This window comes from Pantoea sp. Taur (genome assembly GCF_009830025.1).
In the GTDB taxonomy this organism is placed as follows: domain Bacteria; phylum Pseudomonadota; class Gammaproteobacteria; order Enterobacterales; family Enterobacteriaceae; genus Pantoea; species Pantoea communis.
In genome coordinates this window covers 256082-275378 of the sequence record NZ_SZZZ01000006.1, presented here as the reverse complement: position 1 = coordinate 275378, position 19297 = coordinate 256082, and the positions used below count along the sequence as shown (strand labels likewise).

22 protein-coding genes are annotated in these 19297 nt (G+C 53.1%); 9 read left to right on the top strand and 13 right to left on the bottom strand.

Annotation, left to right across the window (positions count from 1 at the left end):
- The 4 genes from FD744_RS11540 to wrbA form a co-directional block, all read right to left on the bottom strand.
- Nucleotides 1-186: transposase domain-containing protein (locus FD744_RS11540; protein WP_202403470.1), on the bottom strand; the 186-nt coding region annotated here is incomplete at its 3' end.
- 117 nt (nucleotides 187-303) lie between these two features.
- Entirely contained in the window at nucleotides 304-1677 is a 1374-nt protein-coding gene (locus tag FD744_RS11535) for an NAD-dependent succinate-semialdehyde dehydrogenase (protein WP_160868263.1), read from the bottom strand.
- A gap of 53 nt (nucleotides 1678-1730) precedes the next feature.
- Nucleotides 1731-1961 (bottom strand): YccJ family protein, encoded by a 231-nt coding sequence (locus FD744_RS11530; RefSeq protein WP_038647733.1) that lies wholly within the window; start codon nucleotides 1959-1961, stop codon nucleotides 1731-1733.
- A 20-nt stretch (nucleotides 1962-1981) separates the two neighbouring features.
- Nucleotides 1982-2581, bottom strand: a complete 600-nt coding sequence (gene wrbA, locus FD744_RS11525; protein WP_034820354.1) for an NAD(P)H:quinone oxidoreductase — start codon at nucleotides 2579-2581, stop codon at nucleotides 1982-1984.
- A 311-nt stretch (nucleotides 2582-2892) separates the two neighbouring features.
- Here wrbA and FD744_RS11520 point away from each other — a divergent pair, with 311 nt between their 5' ends.
- Nucleotides 2893-3057 (top strand): general stress protein, encoded by a 165-nt coding sequence (locus FD744_RS11520; RefSeq protein ID WP_071845623.1) that lies wholly within the window; start codon nucleotides 2893-2895, stop codon nucleotides 3055-3057.
- Between the two features lie 111 nt (nucleotides 3058-3168).
- Nucleotides 3169-4083 carry a DMT family transporter gene (locus tag FD744_RS11515; protein WP_160868262.1) on the top strand — a complete coding sequence of 305 codons (915 nt, stop codon included), beginning with the start codon at nucleotides 3169-3171 and terminating at the stop codon, nucleotides 4081-4083.
- Here FD744_RS11515 and rutG read toward each other — a convergent pair.
- The 6 genes from rutG to rutA are packed head-to-tail and all read right to left on the bottom strand — an operon-like array spanning nucleotide 4080 to nucleotide 9033.
- On the bottom strand, nucleotides 4080-5405 hold the full coding sequence (gene rutG, locus FD744_RS11510; RefSeq protein WP_160868261.1) for a pyrimidine utilization transport protein G: 1326 nt from the start codon (nucleotides 5403-5405) through the stop codon (nucleotides 4080-4082). The genes FD744_RS11515 and rutG overlap by 4 nt on opposite strands.
- A 45-nt stretch (nucleotides 5406-5450) precedes the next feature.
- The gene (rutF, locus tag FD744_RS11505; protein ID WP_160868260.1) at nucleotides 5451-5972 is read right to left on the bottom strand and encodes an NADH-dependent FMN reductase RutF; all 522 of its coding nucleotides are present in this window, start codon (nucleotides 5970-5972) and stop codon (nucleotides 5451-5453) included.
- Nucleotides 5973-5988: 16 nt separating this feature from the next.
- Nucleotides 5989-6792 (bottom strand): pyrimidine utilization protein D, encoded by an 804-nt coding sequence (gene rutD / locus FD744_RS11500; RefSeq protein WP_160868259.1) that lies wholly within the window; start codon nucleotides 6790-6792, stop codon nucleotides 5989-5991.
- Nucleotides 6792-7187, bottom strand: coding sequence for a pyrimidine utilization protein C (rutC, locus tag FD744_RS11495; RefSeq protein WP_058959636.1), 396 nt, complete (start codon nucleotides 7185-7187; stop codon nucleotides 6792-6794). The genes rutD and rutC overlap by 1 nt, the downstream gene beginning before the upstream one ends.
- 44 nt (nucleotides 7188-7231) lie before the next feature.
- Nucleotides 7232-7942 (bottom strand): pyrimidine utilization protein B, encoded by a 711-nt coding sequence (gene rutB, locus FD744_RS11490; protein WP_160868258.1) that lies wholly within the window; start codon nucleotides 7940-7942, stop codon nucleotides 7232-7234.
- On the bottom strand, nucleotides 7942-9033 hold the full coding sequence (gene rutA / locus FD744_RS11485) for a pyrimidine utilization protein A (RefSeq protein WP_160868257.1): 1092 nt from the start codon (nucleotides 9031-9033) through the stop codon (nucleotides 7942-7944). Before rutA ends, rutB begins: the two co-directional genes overlap by 1 nt.
- 308 nt (nucleotides 9034-9341) lie before the next feature.
- On the opposite strand from rutA, the gene rutR reads away from it, so the two are divergent.
- Together rutR and FD744_RS11475 are read left to right on the top strand one after the other, a co-directional pair.
- On the top strand, nucleotides 9342-9977 hold the full coding sequence (rutR, locus tag FD744_RS11480; RefSeq protein WP_034820328.1) for an HTH-type transcriptional regulator RutR: 636 nt from the start codon (nucleotides 9342-9344) through the stop codon (nucleotides 9975-9977).
- A 23-nt stretch (nucleotides 9978-10000) separates the two neighbouring features.
- Nucleotides 10001-10975, top strand: a complete 975-nt coding sequence (locus tag FD744_RS11475) for a metal-dependent hydrolase (protein WP_160868256.1) — start codon at nucleotides 10001-10003, stop codon at nucleotides 10973-10975.
- 42 nt (nucleotides 10976-11017) lie between these two features.
- On the opposite strand, the gene cycA is transcribed toward FD744_RS11475, so the two are convergent.
- The gene (cycA, locus tag FD744_RS11470) at nucleotides 11018-12409 is read right to left on the bottom strand and encodes a D-serine/D-alanine/glycine transporter (RefSeq protein ID WP_058959632.1); all 1392 of its coding nucleotides are present in this window, start codon (nucleotides 12407-12409) and stop codon (nucleotides 11018-11020) included.
- A 284-nt stretch (nucleotides 12410-12693) separates the two neighbouring features.
- On the opposite strand from cycA, the gene FD744_RS11465 reads away from it, so the two are divergent.
- Entirely contained in the window at nucleotides 12694-13392 is a 699-nt protein-coding gene (locus FD744_RS11465; protein WP_160868255.1) for an extensin family protein, read from the top strand.
- Here FD744_RS11465 and FD744_RS11460 read toward each other — a convergent pair whose 3' ends face one another.
- Complete coding sequence (locus FD744_RS11460) at nucleotides 13393-14067, bottom strand: DUF4396 domain-containing protein (RefSeq protein ID WP_034820313.1); 675 nt, start codon at nucleotides 14065-14067, stop codon at nucleotides 13393-13395.
- Nucleotides 14068-14618: 551 nt separating this feature from the next.
- Here FD744_RS11460 and sdiA point away from each other — a divergent pair.
- Together sdiA and FD744_RS11450 are read left to right on the top strand one after the other, a co-directional pair.
- Nucleotides 14619-15341 carry a transcriptional regulator SdiA gene (sdiA, locus tag FD744_RS11455; protein ID WP_160868254.1) on the top strand — a complete coding sequence of 241 codons (723 nt, stop codon included), beginning with the start codon at nucleotides 14619-14621 and terminating at the stop codon, nucleotides 15339-15341.
- Between the two features lie 122 nt (nucleotides 15342-15463).
- Nucleotides 15464-16075: an acyl-homoserine-lactone synthase gene (locus tag FD744_RS11450; RefSeq protein ID WP_034820307.1), complete on the top strand. Its 612-nt coding sequence runs from the start codon at nucleotides 15464-15466 to the stop codon at nucleotides 16073-16075.
- Nucleotides 16076-16106: 31 nt separating this feature from the next.
- On the opposite strand, the gene FD744_RS11445 is transcribed toward FD744_RS11450, so the two are convergent.
- Nucleotides 16107-16334 (bottom strand): DUF2594 family protein, encoded by a 228-nt coding sequence (locus FD744_RS11445; protein WP_034820303.1) that lies wholly within the window; start codon nucleotides 16332-16334, stop codon nucleotides 16107-16109.
- Between the two features lie 429 nt (nucleotides 16335-16763).
- On the opposite strand from FD744_RS11445, the gene uvrY reads away from it, so the two are divergent.
- Together uvrY and uvrC are read left to right on the top strand one after the other, a co-directional pair.
- Nucleotides 16764-17423 carry a UvrY/SirA/GacA family response regulator transcription factor gene (gene uvrY / locus FD744_RS11440; RefSeq protein WP_034820300.1) on the top strand — a complete coding sequence of 220 codons (660 nt, stop codon included), beginning with the start codon at nucleotides 16764-16766 and terminating at the stop codon, nucleotides 17421-17423.
- Complete coding sequence (gene uvrC, locus FD744_RS11435; RefSeq protein ID WP_034820298.1) at nucleotides 17416-19248, top strand: excinuclease ABC subunit UvrC; 1833 nt, start codon at nucleotides 17416-17418, stop codon at nucleotides 19246-19248. Before uvrY ends, uvrC begins: the two co-directional genes overlap by 8 nt.
- The last annotated feature ends 49 nt before the right edge of the window (nucleotides 19249-19297 follow it).

Below are 19297 nucleotides of genomic sequence, written 5' to 3'. Positions count from 1 at the left end.
AAAAAGTGCCATGCCGGTTACAGCCCAGACCATCATTTCCATCGATAAACGGCGCTTTCGTAACGTCACTGTCCCGGTATCAGCGAGACACTCGTCAATGAGTTCAGGAGAAAGGAGATCGGAAAGCCCCGAGAATTCCTGAGGCGTAAACTTATGAACGATATCGAGAGCCTGACTGAGAAGCATAAAAAAATCCGTAATCCCTGAGAGATTACGGATTCTTGCAGAACTGCCGGATCGTTCAACCGATCATTTTTGTCTTAACTGATCGGCATTACGTCGCGACGGGGTTTTTTATTTCTGTTAACCGGCGACGACCACCAGTTTTTGATTCGCAAACTCCTTCAGGCCAAGATCGGACAACTCGCGTCCATAGCCTGAGCGTTTTACGCCACCAAACGGCAACTCCGCGGCGGTATCGCTCTGGGAGTTGATAAACACCATACCGGTCTCGATCTGCGATGCCATGTTGCGCCCACGCAAAATATCGCGCGTCCACACTGAACCGCCCAGACCGTAGTGCGAATCATTGGCCAGTGCAATGGCGGTGCGATCGTCAGCCACCACATAAACCTGTGCCACCGGTCCAAAGAACTCCTGGTAATAGGCGGGATTTTGCGGTGTGAGGCCAGTCAGTATCGTCGGCTGATAATAACAACCCACGCCTTCAATCACTTTTCCGCCCAGTTCAACATGCGCACCCTGCTTAACCGCATCCTCAACCTGTTTCACTAAACGGTCGCGAGCCTCTTTCGATGAAAGCGGACCCAGCGTGGTGCTTTCATCCAGTGGATCCCCCGGTTTGGCCGATTGCAGGGCCGCACTAAACTTCGCCATAAACTCCGTCGCGATTTTTTCGTGCAGGATAAAGCGCTTCGCTGCGGTACATACCTGACCACAGTTACTTAATCGCGCCTGCGCGCCCTGGCGCACGGCTTCGTCAATATCGGCATCGTCCAGCACCACGAATACGTCATTGCCGCCTAACTCCAGCGTGGACTTTTTCAGATGCTTTCCGGCCTGCTCCGCCACAGCGCTACCGGCACGTTCAGAGCCCGTCAGCGCGACACCTTGCACGCGCGGATCGGCAATCAAATCGGCGACCTGTTGATTCGAGATAAACAGATTGGTCCACGCCCCCTTTGGCGCACCCGCTTCTTCAACCAGTTTTTCGAAGACATCCGCACAGTGCGGCACAATGTTGGCATGTTTCGCCAGCACCGGATTTCCCAATGCCAGATTTGGCGCCAGCACGCGCATCAACTGGTAATAAGGGAAGTTCCAGGGCTCGACGGCGACCACCACGCCAATCGGGTGATATTCAAGCCAGGCATCGCCCACCGTGCTGGGATAAGGTTGTGCCTGTAATAAGTGAGCCGCATGTTCGGCATAGTACCGGGCGATCTGCGCGCAGATTTTTACTTCCCCCCGGCTCTGCCCGATTAACTTGCCCATCTCACGACTGGCAATCTCAGCTAATTCGTCAACGCGCTGATCAATTAGATCGGCCAGTCGGTGCAGCACCTGCAGACGTGGCTGCATATCGCCTTTACACCACGTAGAGTGGTAGAGTTCGTCAGCCGCGCTAAGTGCCTGCTGCATAAAGGTGTCATCGTGATTAGGCCAGGATTTCAGCAACTGATTATTGGCCGGGTTGATGCTTTGGTAGGCTGACATAAAGGGCTCCTTGGCAGAAAAAATGACAAAGGCGGGACATGCCCGCCTGCGTGTTAAACGTTTTTACGCTCGACTGTTTTGTCGTCCCACGTCAGAACGTCCTGATCGGTCTTATCAAAAGCGCGGAGCAGCACATCGTCGCTACCTTGCTGACGCCAGATTTCTTCCGCGAGTCGTTCGTCATAATTTGCCACCTCAAAAATGGCTTCAGCAATTTCAGGTGAGGTGTGGCGCAGCGTGGCCCATTCGCCCACGTGGTGAGCTTTCGACTGTTCTGTGGCCATAAAGGTCTCCTGTTGTGGATTTATCCTTGCAGTTTTACCGCCAGTCCGGCGACGTATTGGCCCTGATAACGGGCAATTCCCAGTTCTTCTGCTGACGGTTGGCGTGAGCCGTCACCGCCAGCAATCGTGGTGGCGCCATAAGGCGTGCCGCCGCGTACTTGGGATATATCGAAAAGTTCTTTGGTGCCATAACCGATAGGCACGATAACCATGCCGTGATGGGCGAGGGTGGTCCAAACGGAGGTGATGGTTTGTTCCTGACCGCCACCGGTGCCGGTAGAGGCGAATACACTGGCGAGTTTGCCGTACAGCGCGCCTGAGGCCCATAATCCGCCGGTGCGATCCCAGAAATTACGCATCTGACCGGCCATATTGCCAAAGCGGGTTGGCGTACCCACGATGATGGCGTCGTACTGGGTTAAATCTTCAGGTTTTGCTTCAGCCGCCGCCTGATTCACCTTGCCGCCCACCTGCGCAAATCTCTCCGCATCCATGCTTTCCGGTACACGAAGAATGGTGACTTCCGCACCGCTCACACTCTTTGCGCCTTCAGCCACGGCTTGCGCCATGGTTTCGATATGTCCATACATTGAGTAATAAAGCACCAAAACTTTTGCCATGGTTTTCTATCCTGCTGAGGGTGATGAGTATTCAGAAGTATAGAAGAGACTGCGTAAGGTGCCGGAAGGGAGGATAGATGGGTACGTCTAGCGCTGCGCTTTTTACCGGGCTAACCGCTTGTAAGCTGGATGTTAATCTGGTTTATGATGGAAAAATAAGTGAATTATATGTTTCAAAGTATGAATGTTAGCCGAATATCAGACTGGCCTGGCTATCCTTTTATCAGGTGGCGCGAATACTCCGCCGCCTTGCTTTTCACCACATTGGATGAAAAGGCCTAACCACAGATGCTCAATCCCTGGAGGAAATGATGGCACAACATCGTGGAGGATCAGGCAATTTCGCGGAAGACCGCGAGAGAGCCGCGGAAGCCGGTCGTAAAGGCGGAAAAAATAGCGGCGGTAATTTCAGGAATGACCCGCAACGCGCTTCCGAAGCAGGTGAAAAAGGGGGACGCAGTCGCAGCAAGAAATAAAGTGATTGTGTTTGATTCCCCCCTCCGCCGGGTTCTCCCGGCGGTAACAAAGATTGCTTTTCCCCTCCTGACCAGGCAAAAATGATCGCCAATCGATTATTTTGGTGCGTTATGTCTGCTTCAAACTCCCGTCTCAGCCTGCGTATTACGCGTCAGGAACTCGTTCTCATCTTCATTACCATGGTTTGGGGTGGCACCTTTTTGGTGGTGCACCGGGCGATGGCACATTCCGGTCCCTTTTTCTTTGTGGGGCTGCGCTTTGCCACGGCATCGCTATTGCTGGCCTTCTTCTTTCGTCGCTACCTGAAACACATGACATGGCTCGAAGTCAAAGCAGGTGCGCTGATTGGCCTGTCGATTGCGGGTGGCTACGGCTTACAAACCTGGGGGATGCAAACCATCTCCAGCAGCCAGTCGGCGTTTCTGACCGCGCTGTATGTGCCGGTGGTACCGTTACTGCAATGGGTATTTCTGCGCCGTCCGCCAGGGTTAATGGCATGGATTGGCATTATGCTGGCGTTTACCGGTTTAGTGCTGGTGGCCGGGCCACAAGACGGTAGTCTGACGTTGAACGCGGGCGAGATAGCGACGTTACTTAGTACACTGGCGATTGCGGCTGAAATTATTCTGATCAGTCGCTTTGCAGGCCAGGTTGATGTGCGTCGCGTGACGCTGATCCAACTGATGGTCGCATCGGCTTGCGCTTTTGTCTTTATGATCCCTAATGGCGAATCGATCCCAACGATCTCAACGCCATTGCTGTTGAGTGCGCTGGGTCTGGGTGCGGCCAGTGCACTGATTCAGGTGACAATGAACTGGGCACAGCGCAGCGTGTCACCGACACGTGCCACAGTGATTTACGCGGGTGAACCGGTCTGGGCAGGGGTAGTAGGACGTATTGCGGGTGAACGTTTACCGGCCGCCGCCCTGTTGGGTGGTGCGCTGATCGTTTGTGGGGTGATCGTCAGTGAGTTACGACTTCGCCGCAAGAAAGCGGTGCCTGAGCAGGCACCGCTGGAGCCTTAAGGATGTTGTCGTGCCGCCTGGCTTGCCAGCGCGGCGCCCCGACGTTTAAGAATGGCGTTAAGAATGATGGCACCGAAAGTCGCGGTGCCAATCCCACCAAGGGTAAAACTGCCGATCTTTAAAGCAAAATCACCAGCGCCCAACACTAACGTGGTGGCCACCATGATCAAATTGCCGTTCTGACTGAAATCAACGTTGTTTTGCACCCAGATCCGCGCACCTGCCACGGCAATCAAGCCGAATACGACAATAGAGGCACCGCCAATCACCGGGCCGGGAATGGTATGGATCAAGGCACCAAACTTCGGTGAAAAGCCGAGTATCAGCGCAATCACTGCTGCCGCGACAAACGCCAGTGTCGAATAGACTTTGGTGACCGCCATCACGCCAATATTCTCGGCGTACGTCGTTACACCGCTGCCACCCATCGATCCTGACAACATGGTGGCAAGGCCATCACCGACAAACGCGCGCCCCATCCAGGGATCCAGATTGCGTCCCGTCATACCGGCAACGGCTTTAATATGTCCCAGGTTTTCAGCCACCAGAATGATGGCCACAGGAGCAATCATCACTATCGCCTGCATATCAAACACCGGTGCGGTGGTGTGCGGTAAACCAAACCAGGGTGCACTGGCGACACCGCTGAAATCGACTGGCTTACCGAGGCCAAACACATTGGTGAGCAAGGCGTAGAGCGCCCAGGCGACAATCAGGCCAACCAGAATCAGTAAGCGCTGAACTAACCCGCGTGTGAAGACTGCAACCACGCCAATGCATAACACCGTCATCACCGCCATCCAGCTGTCAAACATCGATGCAGATACACCGTGCACGGCGATCGGAGCCAGATTCAGGCCAATCGCCATCACCACCGCGCCGGTGACGACGGGTGGCATCAGGCGTTCAATCCAGCCCGTGCCGACTTTCATTACGATCAAGCCAATCAGTGTATAGAGTGCGCCACACGCGATGACTCCGCCCAGCGCGAGGGCCAGATTGGGGTTCAGTCCCTGGCCGTTGAATCCGGTCACCGCGATAATCACCCCGACAAAGGCGGCGCTGGATCCAAGATAACTCGGCACGCGTCCGCCAGTGACCACAAAGAACAGCAGCGTGCCGATACCGGAAACCAGAATCGCCAGGTTGGGGTCGAGTCCCATCAACAACGGCATTAGCACCGTCGCGCCAAACATTGCTACAGCATGCTGCAGGCCCATGACAAACGTCTGCCCGAACGGCAGGGTTTCATCCGGTGCAATCAGCCCATCTTCGGTCATGGCTGACTTTTTCTGCCAGCGGGGGAACCAGGAATTCGCCATCGTTTTCTCCAGGATATCGGTGGAACCGGACCGCGCAGAGCGGCGTTAGCGGGCGTCCTGCCGTAAAAGGTGATGATATCCACGGTCAAACCACGCCAGGCCATGGGAATCATCGTTACGTACCAGCGCAAGTACTTCACACATCAAAACGTCGTGTGTGCCAACACTGACCACCTGGGTGATTTTGCAATCGAACGACACGGTGGCACCCTCCAGCAGCGGTGAACCGCTGGCCAGCGTGTGCCAGTTAGCCGCAGCAAAGCGCTGTTCCATCGGCGTCTTCCCGCCAAACAGTGTCGAAAGATCTTCATGACCGGCCGCCAGGGTGTTGACGCACAGATAGCCATTGTCCCGAAAGGTCGGCCAGACTGAGGCCGAACGATTCAGACACACCAGCAAAGTGGGCGGCGTATCCGTCACGCTGCAGACGGCTGAGGCAGTGAATCCGGCGCGACCGGCCGGACCGTCGGTGGTGATAATATTGACCGCCGCGCCCAGTCGTGCCATGGCATGGCGGAAAGTATCGCGATCTACATTCGGTACCAGCGGCAGTTCATGCACACTCATGGTTTCACTCCTCTGTTCAACTGGCGGCGCGCTGTGCAGGTGCAGCCGTTTCGGCCAGCCACCCCAGCAGCAGAGCGTTAAACTTATCGGCATCGGTCACGCTCATCGCATGCCCGCCCCACGGCATCTCAATCAGACTGCCATTCGGCAGCGCCTGGGCCAGTTGTGGAGAGCAGCTCCACGGCACCAGCAGATCGTCCTGGCTACAAATGGCTAACACAGGCTGATGAATCCGCGCCGCATGCGGACGGAAATCACTGTTCATTAATGCATGCAAGCGGCGCAGCAGATTTTCCATGCCCTGAAAATGGGGCACGTGATGGGCATCTTCAGCGGTGATGCGCGCCTGATGGCGCGCCAGCCATTCAGCCGGATAGAGGAACAGTGGCTGCGCTCGCACGAAGGCTTCAACGCCTACGTTGAGCAGGAGATCCTGCCGCACCTGGAAGCAGCGTTGCGTATGAGGATCCAACGAGAGCCAGCCATTAATCACCACGACGCGGCCGACACGATCGGGATAATCCAGCGCCAGCTGCAGGCCAATCAGGCCACCCAGTGCGTGGCCAATAATGTCGTAATGGTGAATGTCATGCTGCGCCAGTAGCTCAGCCAGTTCGGCGGCCATCATCGCCATGCTGTAGCCTTCAGGCAGCGTATCGGCACTGCGACCGGTACCGCGCTGATCGTAAGTCACCACGCGATAATAGGGAGCGAGCGCCGCCAGCTGGGGTTGCCAAAAGCCCGCCACGCCACCCAGGCCGGACGACAGCACCAGTGTTGGCGCGTCGGCAGCGGTTAAACCATGAATCTCAAGGTGCATTACGCCTCCTGCGGCCCGATGTGCGCGACGCTGGCAATTTCAATCAGCGCATCTGGTTTAACCAATCCACACTGAATGCAAAAGCGCGCGGGTTTGTCGCCGGGGAAATACTCGGCGTAGACCTGGTTAATCGCGGCGTAATGGCTCCAGTCGGTGAGGAAAATAGAGTTGAAAGTGACGTCACTCATGCTGCCACCGGCGGTCTCGATCACCTTTTTGATGGTTTCCAGTACGTGTCGGGTTTGTGCCGCGGCATCGCCGACGTGGACGACATTGTTACTGGCATCGAACGGTAGCGTGCCTGACACGTACACCACGCCATCGGCCAGGGTTCCTGGCACAAAGGGCGCAATCGGGGTGCCGCTGCCGGCAGGAATAATCACACTTTTAGGCATCGTCGCAGTTCCTTATCGTTATGGTTTTGCAGGTGAGATGGACCCTAAGCTTTCAGAGCTTCACAAAAAGTGTCCGTGTCGCTAACCCAGCCAAAGAAGGTTTCGATGTTGAAAATCGCCGCTTGTTGGGCAAATGCCGGTCCGGCCTGATAAGTGGCGTCTTCCAGCACCACGCCAAAATATTCGAGGAAGAAGCCATCGCGCAGTGTCGACTCAACGCACACGTTGGTGGCAATGCCGGTGAACACCAGGTGGCGGATACCGCGGCTGCGCAGCATGCTATCGAGTGGCGTATTGAAGAAGCCACTGTAGCGCGGTTTGGGCAGCACGATGTCTCCTGCCTGCGGCACCAGTTCATCCACCAGCGCATAATCCCAGCCGCCTTTCGACAGCAGCGTGCCCTGTAACTCCGGGCGCTTACGCATGGTTTTCAGTGCATTCGATTTATGGAAGTTAGGCGAGCCGGCATCACCCGCTTCAACGTACTGGTCATCCCAGCCGTTCTGGAACCAGATAATCTGCATGCCAGCGGCGCGCGCCGCGGTTACCGCCTGATGAATTTTGGCGATCACTGGCTTTGTGGCGGAGACATCAAAGCCAGCAAGATCCAGATAACCCCCTTCGGTGGCATAGGCATTCTGCATATCGACGACGATCAAGGCGCTTTGCGTCGGCGGCAGTGCAATCGATTCTGGTCGGGCGGGCAGGGTGATATTGGGCAAACTCGACGTATGGGCGCAAGTCACGGTACTCATCAGGCAACCTCCTTCTGCGAAGTGATAACGTTTTGACGACACTGCATTAATGGCTGGATACGCTCACCGAAATCTTCAATGCCTTGCAGGAAGTCATCGAAGGTCAGAAGCACGCCCTGTGTGCCGTCAACCTCGGCAACTTCATCCAACATTCGTGCCACATTGGCGTATGAACCCACCAGGGTGCCCATATTGATGTTCACGGCTGATGTGGGATCGGCCATCTGACGCACGTTGGTGTCGCTGCCGGACTTGGTATCCTGCTGACTTTGTGTGGTGAGCCAGGCAAGCGCTTCTTCATCAGCACCCGCTTTGTAATGCTCCCATTTGGCGCGTGCGGCTTCGTCGCTTTCGGCAGCAATGATCATAAACAGCACATAGGAACCGACATCCCGTCCGGCGTTATCTGCTGCGACTTTCATGCGGCTGGCGGTCGGGGCGAAGGCGGTAGGCGTGTTGACCCCTTTACCGAAACAGAAGTTGTAATCGGCATGCTGCGCGGAGAATGCCATGCCGGCATCGCTCTGACCGGCGCAGATCACCTTCATCGGTTTCTGCGGTTGCGGGCTCACGCGGCAGTCGTTCATGGTGAAAAATTCACCCTTGAAGTCACTCTGACCGGTGCCCCATAAATCGCGCAGCACGGTGACGTACTCGGTGAGGTATTGGTAACGGCTGGAGAAGTATTCATCACCCGGCCACAATCCCATCTGTTCGTATTCGGGTTTCTGCCAGCCGGTGACCAGATTGACACCGAAACGACCATTGGAAATCGAATCGATGGTGGCGGCCATGCGCGCCACAATTGCTGGGGGCAGCGTCAGAGTGGCTGCCGTGGCATAGATTTCAATCCTTGAGGTCACCGCCGCGAGCCCCGCCATCAATGTGAAGGATTCGAGATTGTGATCCCAGAATTCGGTTTTACCCCCGAAGCCGCGCAGTTTGATCATCGAGAGCGCAAAGTCGAAGTGATAATGCTCGGCCTTCAGCACAATCTCTTTATTCAGTTCAAAAGTCGGTTTGTATTGCGGCGCATGGGTGGAGATGAGCCAGCCATTATTGCCAATCGGGATAAATACGCCAATTTTCATGTGAAACCTCTCTGCATTGAACGGGCATTGCTCTACGCGCTGCACTGCTTCCTGCACGCATCCTGCGAGCGGCGCTCAGTCACAAAACTGCAAAGCTTGTGCCACATTTTTAAATACCTTATACAACAATGTGTTAAAACCCATGGAAGGATGAAAGTGGAGTGCTTGGTCTAAATCAGACCGTTTGGTCAAAACTTTTTGCACGTTTTTCATGCGCACGGTGGTCAAAAAAGGTGCAGGGAGAGCGATTAGGCAGGAAAGAGGGGCTTTGTTATGATGCGAACAGGCAGGATTGAAGAGGTAACAGTGTGAAAAGCGATGAAAAACAACCGGGCCGACGTTCACGTGCCGTTGCCGCAAAACGGGCTGCGATACTGGAAGCGGCGTTAAGCTTCTTCTCGCAGTTCGGTATTCACGGTACCAGCCTCGATAAAGTGGCAGAGCGTGCCGACGTCTCCAAGACCAATTTGCTTTACTACTATCCCTCAAAAGAGGTGCTGTATATCGCGGTTCTGAAGGAGATCCTTGATGTCTGGCTGGCTCCACTGCGCGCACTGCGCCACGATCAGGACCCACTGACCGCCATTCGGAAATATATCCGGCTTAAGCTGGAGGTGTCGCGCGATCACCCGCAGGCCTCGCGCTTGTTCTGTCTGGAAATGCTCCAGGGTGCGCCGTTACTCAAAGGTGAACTGGCCGGGGATTTAAAAGCGCTGGTGGATGAGAAGGCGGCGATCATCGAGCAGTGGATTGCGGAAGGGCGGTTAGCCGGGGTGCAGCCGCAGCATCTGTTTTTCCTGCTGTGGGCCACCACGCAACATTACGCGGATTTTGCGTCACAGGTTGAGGCGATAACCGGCCAGACCCTGAGTGACCCGGAATTTTTCGAGCAAACGCTGGAGAATGTACAGCGCATGATTATTGAAGGGATCCGCGTGCGTTGATCCCGCTTTAACCAGGAGAGTGCATGGATTCGCTATCACAACTGACGTTGGGCGCGGCGGTCACCGTCGCGGTGATGGGCAAGCGCGTGCCGCTATGGCAATCGGCGCTGGTGGGTGCGATTGCCGGCACCTTGCCCGATCTGGATGTATTTATCGATCATGGCGATGCGATTCGCAATATGACGCTGCACCGCACCGAGAGCCATGCGCTGTTGTGGCTGACGCTAATTGCGCCCCTATTGGCCTGGCTGGTTGCGGTTGTGACGCGCAGTCGCTCACACTGGCGCGGCTGGTGTCTGGCGATTTGGCTGGCCCTGATTACGCATCCGTTGCTTGATCTGACAACGGTATACGGCACACAGCTTGGTTTACCGTTTACCAATTTCCCCTACGCAATCGGCAGCATGTACATCATCGATCCCTTGTATACCTTGCCGTTGCTGATCGCGCTGGGGGTGGCGCTATGGCGGCGTGATGGAGTCGGACTGCGCTGGAATCAGGCGGGTTTGCTGATCAGTACGCTGTATCTTGGCTGGAGCATGGTGGTGCAGGGCGTGGCGACGCAGCATATCGATCGTGATTTAACTGATCAATCCATCAAGCCGCAGCAGGTGCTGGTGACGCCAACGGCATTTAATACCCTGGTGTGGCGAACCGTGATTATGACCCCCGATCGTTACGGTGAGGCCTATTGGTCACTGTTGTCACCCGATCGAGCACTGGAAATTCATTGGCACCCGCGCAACCCGCATTTGTTCGATGCGTTTAAAGGTGACTGGTATGCCGAGCGGGTGGCGTGGTTCAGCCATGGTTTTTACGCCATGCGCCAGCAGGGTGAAGAGACCTTGATTTCGGATTTAAGGATGGGGGAAGCACCCAATTACACCTTCACCTTCAATCTGGGATCGGCACATGTTCCCGAACCGGCACCAGAAAGGGAGCCTTCTGTGCGACCTTCACTGGCGCAGGCATGGCATAAATTACGCGAAAGGTTATAAAAAAAAGCCCCGAGCATTCGGGGCTTTTTGTCGGCAGTGCTATCAGGCTTTACGACGACGTAACAACCAGCCCATGGTGAGAATGACGAACCACAGCGGCGTGACCATCAACGCCTGACGAGTATCATCCTGCAAGGTCAGCAAGACAATTACAAAGGCGAAGAACGCCATGCACACCCAGCACATCAGCTTGCCCAGCGGCATCTTGAACTTCGACTCAGCGTGACGTTGCGGATGCTGTTTGCGGTAAGCCAGGTAGCTGCACAGGATGATGGTCCAGACGAACATAAACAGAATCGCCGATACCGTGGTGACCATGGTGAATACCGTCATCACATCGGGGATTAGGTAAATCAGCGCAACGCCGCACAGTAGGCAGAAGCAGGAGAAAAACAGCCCGGTGGTGGGAACCGCGCGTGCCGACAGGCGGCCAAATGCTTTGTGTGCCACGCCTTGTTCTGCCAAACCGTACAACATACGGCTGGTGGAGAAAATGCCACTGTTAGCGGATGATGCAGCAGAAGTCAGCACCACGAAGTTAACGATGCTGGCGGCGGCGGGTAATCCGATCAGCACAAACATCTCAACGAAGGGGCTGCGGTCCGGCATGACCTGATTCCACGGCGTCACCGCCATGATCACCAGCAGTGCCAGAACGTAAAACATAATGATACGCACCGGAATAGCGTTAATCGCACGTGGCAGCACCTTGTGAGGATCTTTGGTTTCCGCTGCGGCCGTGCCGACTAACTCAATGCCGACGAAGGCAAACACCGCAATCTGGAAGCCAGCAAAGAAGCCGCTCAATCCTTTCGGGAACATACCACCGTGATCCCAGATATTGCTCAGGGCTGCCGCGCTGCCGCTGGGCGAAGGATAATGCATGCTCACCAGCACGATGCCAGTCACGATCAGGGCAACAATCGCCACGATTTTAATAATCGCGAACCAGAACTCCATCTCACCAAACAATTTCACCGTCGCAATATTGAGTGCCAGGAACACAAATATACACAGCAGTGCACTCATCCAGATGGAGAAGTCGGGGAACCAGAGTTGGAAATAGGCACTAATGGCCACCACATCGGCAATGCCCGTCACCACCCAACAGAACCAGTAAGTCCAGCCGGTAAAATAGCCCGCCCACGGGCCGAGTAAATCGGCGGCAAAATCGCTGAAGGATTTATATTCGAGATTAGAGAGCAGCAATTCGCCCATTGCGCGCATCACGAAGAACAGCATAAAGCCGATGATCATATAAACGAAAATGATCGAGGGGCCGGCCAGGCTGATAGTTTTACCTGAGCCCATAAACAACCCGGTGCCGATCGCGCCACCGATGGCAATCAGTTGGATATGGCGGTTATGTAGATTACGCTGGAGCTTATCGGGCTGCTCGGCCTCGATAAGCGCCTCTTTGGATTGATCAACCATAAATATATCTTTCCTGTTTTGATGTTGTGTCAGCTCTACTGGCTGTTAGATAACGTGCCGTTTGATAGGGCAAGTGGCATAAGATAGTGGAAAGGTTGCAACTCTCGGTAATTGTTTTTTTACAATTGTGACCTTTTGCGGGGTTTACTCTGTCAGTAAATATTTACATGGCATAATCCACGGTGAATTTGCGTAAATCTTCAGCAATTAAGCCTTTTCTGCGTTATCTCTCCATTTTGCCACCTACACTTACGTCTTCTTTTTATGAGTAAACGTGAGGTGTGATGCGCGCATTATTAGCGATTGTTCTGTTGGCATTATGTGGCTGGTGGAGTTTGCCGTGGCTGAAAACGCATCTGCCGCCACAGTGGAATCCATTTACACCGCTGTCGGTGACTGACCCTCCGGGATGGATGATGCGCTACAAATTGCAGCGCCTGGGTCACGATCCTGCGGCATGTATGGCGGTGATGCATCGAGCCAGTCAGCAGGGATGGGTAGAATTTCGCGCCGTGCCAGCACTGCAAGGTGATTGCCCTATTGAACAACCTTTGCGCGTGAGTGGTTTTGGTGAAGTGACATTGAGCAGCAGCTTTCTTGCCAGTTGCCCGATGGCGGTGAGTAGCACAATGTTTGTCGTCAACAGCACTCACGCCCTTCAGCAGGCAGGTATCAACAGCCCGATTCGGCGAATCACCCACGTCGGCAGTTACGCCTGTCGAAATATCTATCATCGCCAGCAGGGGCGTTTAAGCGAGCATGCAACAGCAGATGCATGGGATGTGACTGGGTTTCAGCTTGCAGATGGACGCTGGCTGCAGGTGGCAAAAAACTGGCATCAACCTGAGGATGCGGCTGCAGGGCTTCGCGCTTTATGGCACAACGGCTGTGCGACCTTTGGTAATGCGTTAGGACCGGATTACAACGCCGCGCATGCCGGACATTTTCACCTGGGGATGCGCGGCGCCGGATACTGTCGTTAGTCAGACGGCGGGATTAAGCCCTCGTTTTATCAGGAAATGATTAGCGGGCCAGGAGAATAGAAAACCGATGATCATGGCCAGTTGTAACATAAACCAGAAAGCCACCAGCAATGGATTGATTTGTTGGTTGAGAACAAATTTTAGTGCCAGTGCCATAAAGATAAAAATACCTAATTGATAAATCAGCAGGGGAAACGTTTCGGTTTTAAACGCTAATAATAACGCCCGGCCAAATGAACGTTTTTCACGTTGACGGATAGCCAGGAACTGGAAAAATAAACCCACCACCAGAGAAACTATCAAGCAAATAATTGCCTGCATCCAGAGCGTTGGCATAATGGCGAACTGATTTAGCAAGGTGATTATTGGTAGGGTCATTATGTCGCCAAATATACAGGCCGCGGCAGATAATGAGGTGGAAATAAATATTGTTTGCCAGCTGGCATTACTCTGAATTTTTTGTGGAACCAGCAGCGCAAGTTTTACCTGACGTGAAGGTTTACGGCCCAGATACCACCAGGCTAACCATCCGATGAACGGCATATAGAGGCCGGTCAGTGGCCAGATGATATTCATGATGGCCACCGGATGCGGGTGACGGAAAAGATCTTTTAAGATCATCAGCGCTGTACAACCGCCCAGTACAAGGAAAGGTAATGCCAGTTGGTTCATCATAGTCAGCCCCGTTATGATGCTCGAATACGCATGACAATGCGCCAGTATGGGTGAGGGCGCAACGTCTTCCCCTGAAAAGTCCACAGCGTCATCCCCCGCACATCCTCTAAGCGTAGCTGGAAAAGAGGGTGACGGAAATCACGTTATACCGCTCACCACAGAAATCGCTGGGATTAAGAATGAACCGAATAGCCGTCGTCCCACAAATACCGCTATTACCCTCAGTAACCGCTTTCAAAGTGAGTGATTTTAGTTAATGACGATGCTAAAAATTTATCAATCTAATGATGATTTTCGATGAATAGGGTGATTGAAACTCCTTCGGAAAAATCCTATTCTAATCAGGAAAGAGGATTAAAGTTGTGAAGCTGTTGGCAAAATGTATCTGCTTTCAGTTCCCCATAATGGTAACGCATTGACAACAGGATGGTTATGATTGTTACCCCGCGGGCTGCTCTCATTTCAATCAATATTTTTTCTCTAGTTAATTTATTTTTTGTGTTTATCAGAACGAATAACAAGTTAAAGCGTGAAACAACGCTGAGGCAATAATGACGACCGATAATTATTTCGTCTGGCGTGGCGAAACTGAAAATGAATTTCAGGCGCTGACGGAAGTGATTCAAGTAAAAACGCTATTACAAAAACACATTGAAGCGATGGGTTTCGATTCATTCGCTTTCCTGGTTCAACATCCCGTGCCTTTTACCCGGCCGCGCGTGTTTTTGTTCAGTACTTACCCGGAAAGCTGGGTTAAGCGCTATGAAAGCGAAAATTATTATGCTGTCGATCCGGTGCTGTTGCTTTGTCAGCGGCCGGGACGAGGCGTGGAATGGACGCGGGATTTATTTACCGGTGCCGGTAATTTATGGGCTGAAGCGAATGCGGCAGGGCTCAACAGCGGCTTTTCTTGTTCGGCAATGGCGCCAAATCGTGCCATTGGTATATTATCTATAGCATCATCGCTCCACAGTCAGACTCAACACTTACGCGTTCAACTAGAGGTGAAACTGCACCTTCTGGCGGAACTGAGTTTGCGCGTGCTGGAGCGGCTAAATGATAGTTCAATGGCGATTTTATCTAACGATTTTAGTCAACGCGAACTGGAAATTTTGAAATGGACGGCGGAAGGAAAAACTTCTGCGGAAATTTCACTGATTTTAGCAATTTCAGAACATACGGTGAATTTTCACCAAAAGAATATGCAAAAGCGTTTTAATGTTTCCAATAAAACGCAGATTGCGTGTTATGCGGCGGCAATTGGCCTGATATAGCAAAAAGGCAACTACTAATTTTAGTAGTTCCCACTCTTTAGTCAGTTGTCTACCCTGCGCCGGAACTTTGCCAGGCTGGCGCAAAGAAATCATTGCAAACATGGGGATGTCAGGGGCGCATGATGAAAGTAATTCAAACACAGCTTAAGGATATGCCGTCCTCTCTGTTGGCAGAATTAGGAACGTATCGCTATAGCGTTTTTGCGCGGGGTGAAGGTTGGTCTATCCCGCCGCGCTTAAGTACGCCCGGACAGGAGTATGATCGCTTTGATCGCTCCGATGTCACCTGGATGATCGCCTGGAATGCGCGCCAGGGGATTTGCGGCTGTGCACGTTTGTTGCCCTGGCATGAACCAGAAGTGCCTGAAGGCATGGTGCTGCCGTTCGATCAGGAAAAAGTCTGGGAAATGTCGCGCTTTTCGGCACGCCTTGAGGTGGATGCCGAACTGCCACTGACGATTTTATGGCATGCGGTGCAGTTGGCGGAACTCAGCGGTATGGAGTACCTGATCAGTTCAGCAACGCCGATGCTGGAAAAAATGTTTGAGCAGCACCACGTCGTGTACGAACCTTTATCACCCGGGTTGATTCAATCTGAGGATAATCTGTTTGCCATTCGTATTCCGGTTCATCAGCCGGCACTGGCGGACAAGTATCGTGGCACACGCCGGTTTAGTCCGGAAGAGGTGCTACCGTCACTGGGTGTTTCAGTGAACTGGCAGTCACACAGTTGACCACCCCGCGCATTGCGCGGGGCTTCATCGCTTACTGGCGGTAGGCGGTTTTAATCTGACGAATGGTGTTGCTGAACACTTCCGCCTGCGGCTTATCCGCTAACGCGCTTTGCACATAGCGCTCCATGTTAATGATCACCTTACCGGCATCCGCCTGGCCCATCCCTTTCAGAATCAGCGTCACCATCATTTTCAGGCAAGCAACTTCATCGGCCAGTGCCTGGGTATCCCGCGATGTTGAAAAGTCTTCATCACTCATCTTTGACTCCTTGGTGGTGTTACTGAATGTAGACACAATATCTGTGTGTAAAAAACAGAGTATATCATATGGTTGAATGAGGAATTTATCCCAGGCGAAGCGGTGGAGATTAAACCAACATTAAATGGATGATTGCGTTATTAACAGGCAGGAAAAATCAGGCGTTGAAGTTATTTTTATTAAGCAAAGCTCAGCGGTCAATGAAAAGAGCATAAATTATAACATAATGATATTAGTCACAATTTCACATTTTAATTCTTGCATGCTAAGCGTTTCACGCAAAAGATATCTGGGATTGAGCTCAATTTGATGTGTATCATTTCATTTGAGATTTATCTGCGTAGCCAGATGTTTTTTCCCCGGCAAACCCGGTAAGATGGCCCTCCTGAAATATATTTTTCCCCTCACTAACCTGCGGAGTACGTCCCGTTGATCAGTCTGCTTCTTGTTGATGACCATGAACTGGTACGCGCCGGTATTCGCCGCATACTGGAAGATATGAAGGGATTGGTAATTGCCGGGGAAGTGGCTTGTGGTGAAGACGCGGTGAAATGGTGCCGCAGCAATCCGGTCGACGTGGTGCTGATGGACATGAATATGCCGGGCATCGGCGGTCTGGAAGCCACGCGAAAAATTGTGCGCTTCAATCCTGACATCCGCATTATTATGCTGACCATCCATACCGAAAATCCGCTGCCTGCAAAAGTAATGCAAGCCGGTGCGGCGGGTTATCTGAGCAAAGGTGCGGCCCCGCAGGAAGTGGTGAGTGCGATTCGTTCGGTGCACTCAGGCCAGCGCTATATCGCTTCAGATATTGCGCAGCAAATGGCGCTTAGTCAAATCGAGCCGCAAAAAGCCGAATCGCCCTTTAGCTGTTTGTCGGAAAGGGAATTGCAGATTATGCTGATGATCACCCGAGGGCAAAAGGTGACGGAAATTTCCGAGCAGCTTAATCTCAGCCCGAAAACCGTTAACAGTTACCGTTATCGCATGTTCAGTAAGTTGAACATCAGTGGCGACGTAGAGTTAACGCATCTGGCCATTCGACATGGTCTCTATAATGCGGAGCCGTTAATCAGTAGTGAGTGACGTTTTCAATTCCAAAGCCTTTCTGAGCACCGTGACCAGTCAGCCCGGCGTCTACCGCATGTATGACGCGACAGGCACGGTGATCTATGTCGGTAAAGCGAAAGACCTCAAAAAGCGCCTGACCAGTTATTTCCGCACTCAGGTGGGCAGCCGAAAAACCGAAGTCCTGGTCAGTAACATCCAAAACATCGACGTGACGGTGACGCATACCGAAACCGAAGCGTTGCTGCTTGAACACAATTACATCAAGCTCTATCAGCCTCGCTATAACGTGCTGCTGCGTGATGATAAATCCTATCCCTATATATTTCTGAGTGCAGACGCGCATCCGCGACTGGCGATGCATCGTGGTGCCAAACACGCGAAAGGGGAATACTTTGGGCCTTTCCCTAATGGCTATGCGGTGCGTGAAACCCTGGCGCTGTTGCAGAAAGTGTTCCCGATTCGACAGTGTGAAAACAGTGTTTATCGCAACCGCTCTCGCCCCTGTTTGCAATATCAGATTGGCCGTTGCCTTGGGCCGTGCGTAGCGGGTTTGGTCAGCGAAGATGAGTATGCGCAGCAAACCGATTACGTGCGGCTGTTTCTCGCCGGCAAAGATGATCAAGTAATCAACCAACTGGTCAAACGCATGGAAGAGGCCAGCTATGGATTGCGCTTCGAAGAAGCGGCGCGTCTGCGCGATCAGATTCAGGCGGTACGACGCGTCACAGAGAAGCAGTTTGTCTCCAATCAGGGGGATGACCTTGATGTGATGGGGGTGGCATTCGACGCCGGTATGGCTTGTCTGCACGTGCTGTTTATTCGGCAGGGCAAAGTGCTGGGTAGCCGCAGTTATTTCCCGAAAGTGCCTGCTGATACCGATCTCACCGAAGTGGTGCAAACCTTTGTCGGCCAGTTTTATCTGCAGGGGAGCGAAGCACGCACTTTGCCAGCTGATATTCTGCTGGACTTCAGTCTGCCCGAACGTGAGTTGCTGGCCGATTCCTTGAGTGAATTGGCCGGCCGCAAGGTCAATATTCAAAGCAAACCGCGCGGCGATCGGGCTCGCTACCTTAAACTGGCGCGCACCAATGCGGCCACCGCTTTGACCACTAAACTGTCTCAGCACTCCACTATTCAGCAGCGACTAGCGGCGCTGGCCGTCTTTCTCGAACTCGACAGCATCAAGCGCATGGAGTGTTTCGACATCAGTCACACCATGGGTGAGCAGACGATAGCTTCGTGTGTGGTCTTTAACCGCGATGGACCGCTGCGTTCGGATTACCGCCGCTATAACATTGAAGGCATCACGCCCGGCGACGATTACGCCGCGATGAACCAAGTATTACGCCGTCGTTATGGTAAAGCGCTGGAAGAGGACAAAATCCCTGATGTGATTATCATCGATGGCGGTAAAGGCCAGCTGGCACAGGCGAAACAGGTGTTCGCAGAGCTGGATGTGCCCTGGGATAAAGATCATCCCATTCTGCTGGGCGTGGCAAAAGGCACTGACCGTAAAGCGGGCCTGGAAACGCTGTTTTTTGAGGCGGAAGGCGAGGGCGTTTCGCTGCCGCCAGACTCACCTGCACTGCATGTGATTCAACATATTCGTGATGACTCTCACAATCATGCAATTTCGGGGCATCGGAAAAAACGCGCCAAAGTGAAGAACACCAGCGCGCTGGAAAGCATTGAAGGGGTAGGGCCAAAACGGCGTCAACAGCTGCTTAAGTACATGGGGGGCCTGCAACCCCTGATGAATGCCAGCGTGGATGAGATTGCTAAAGTGCCGGGGATTTCCTTCGCGCTGGCGGAAAAAATCTACTACTCGCTGAAACACTAGCATTGAAACAGGGGGGGCAATGTAGGAACATACGTTAAATTCTACTCAC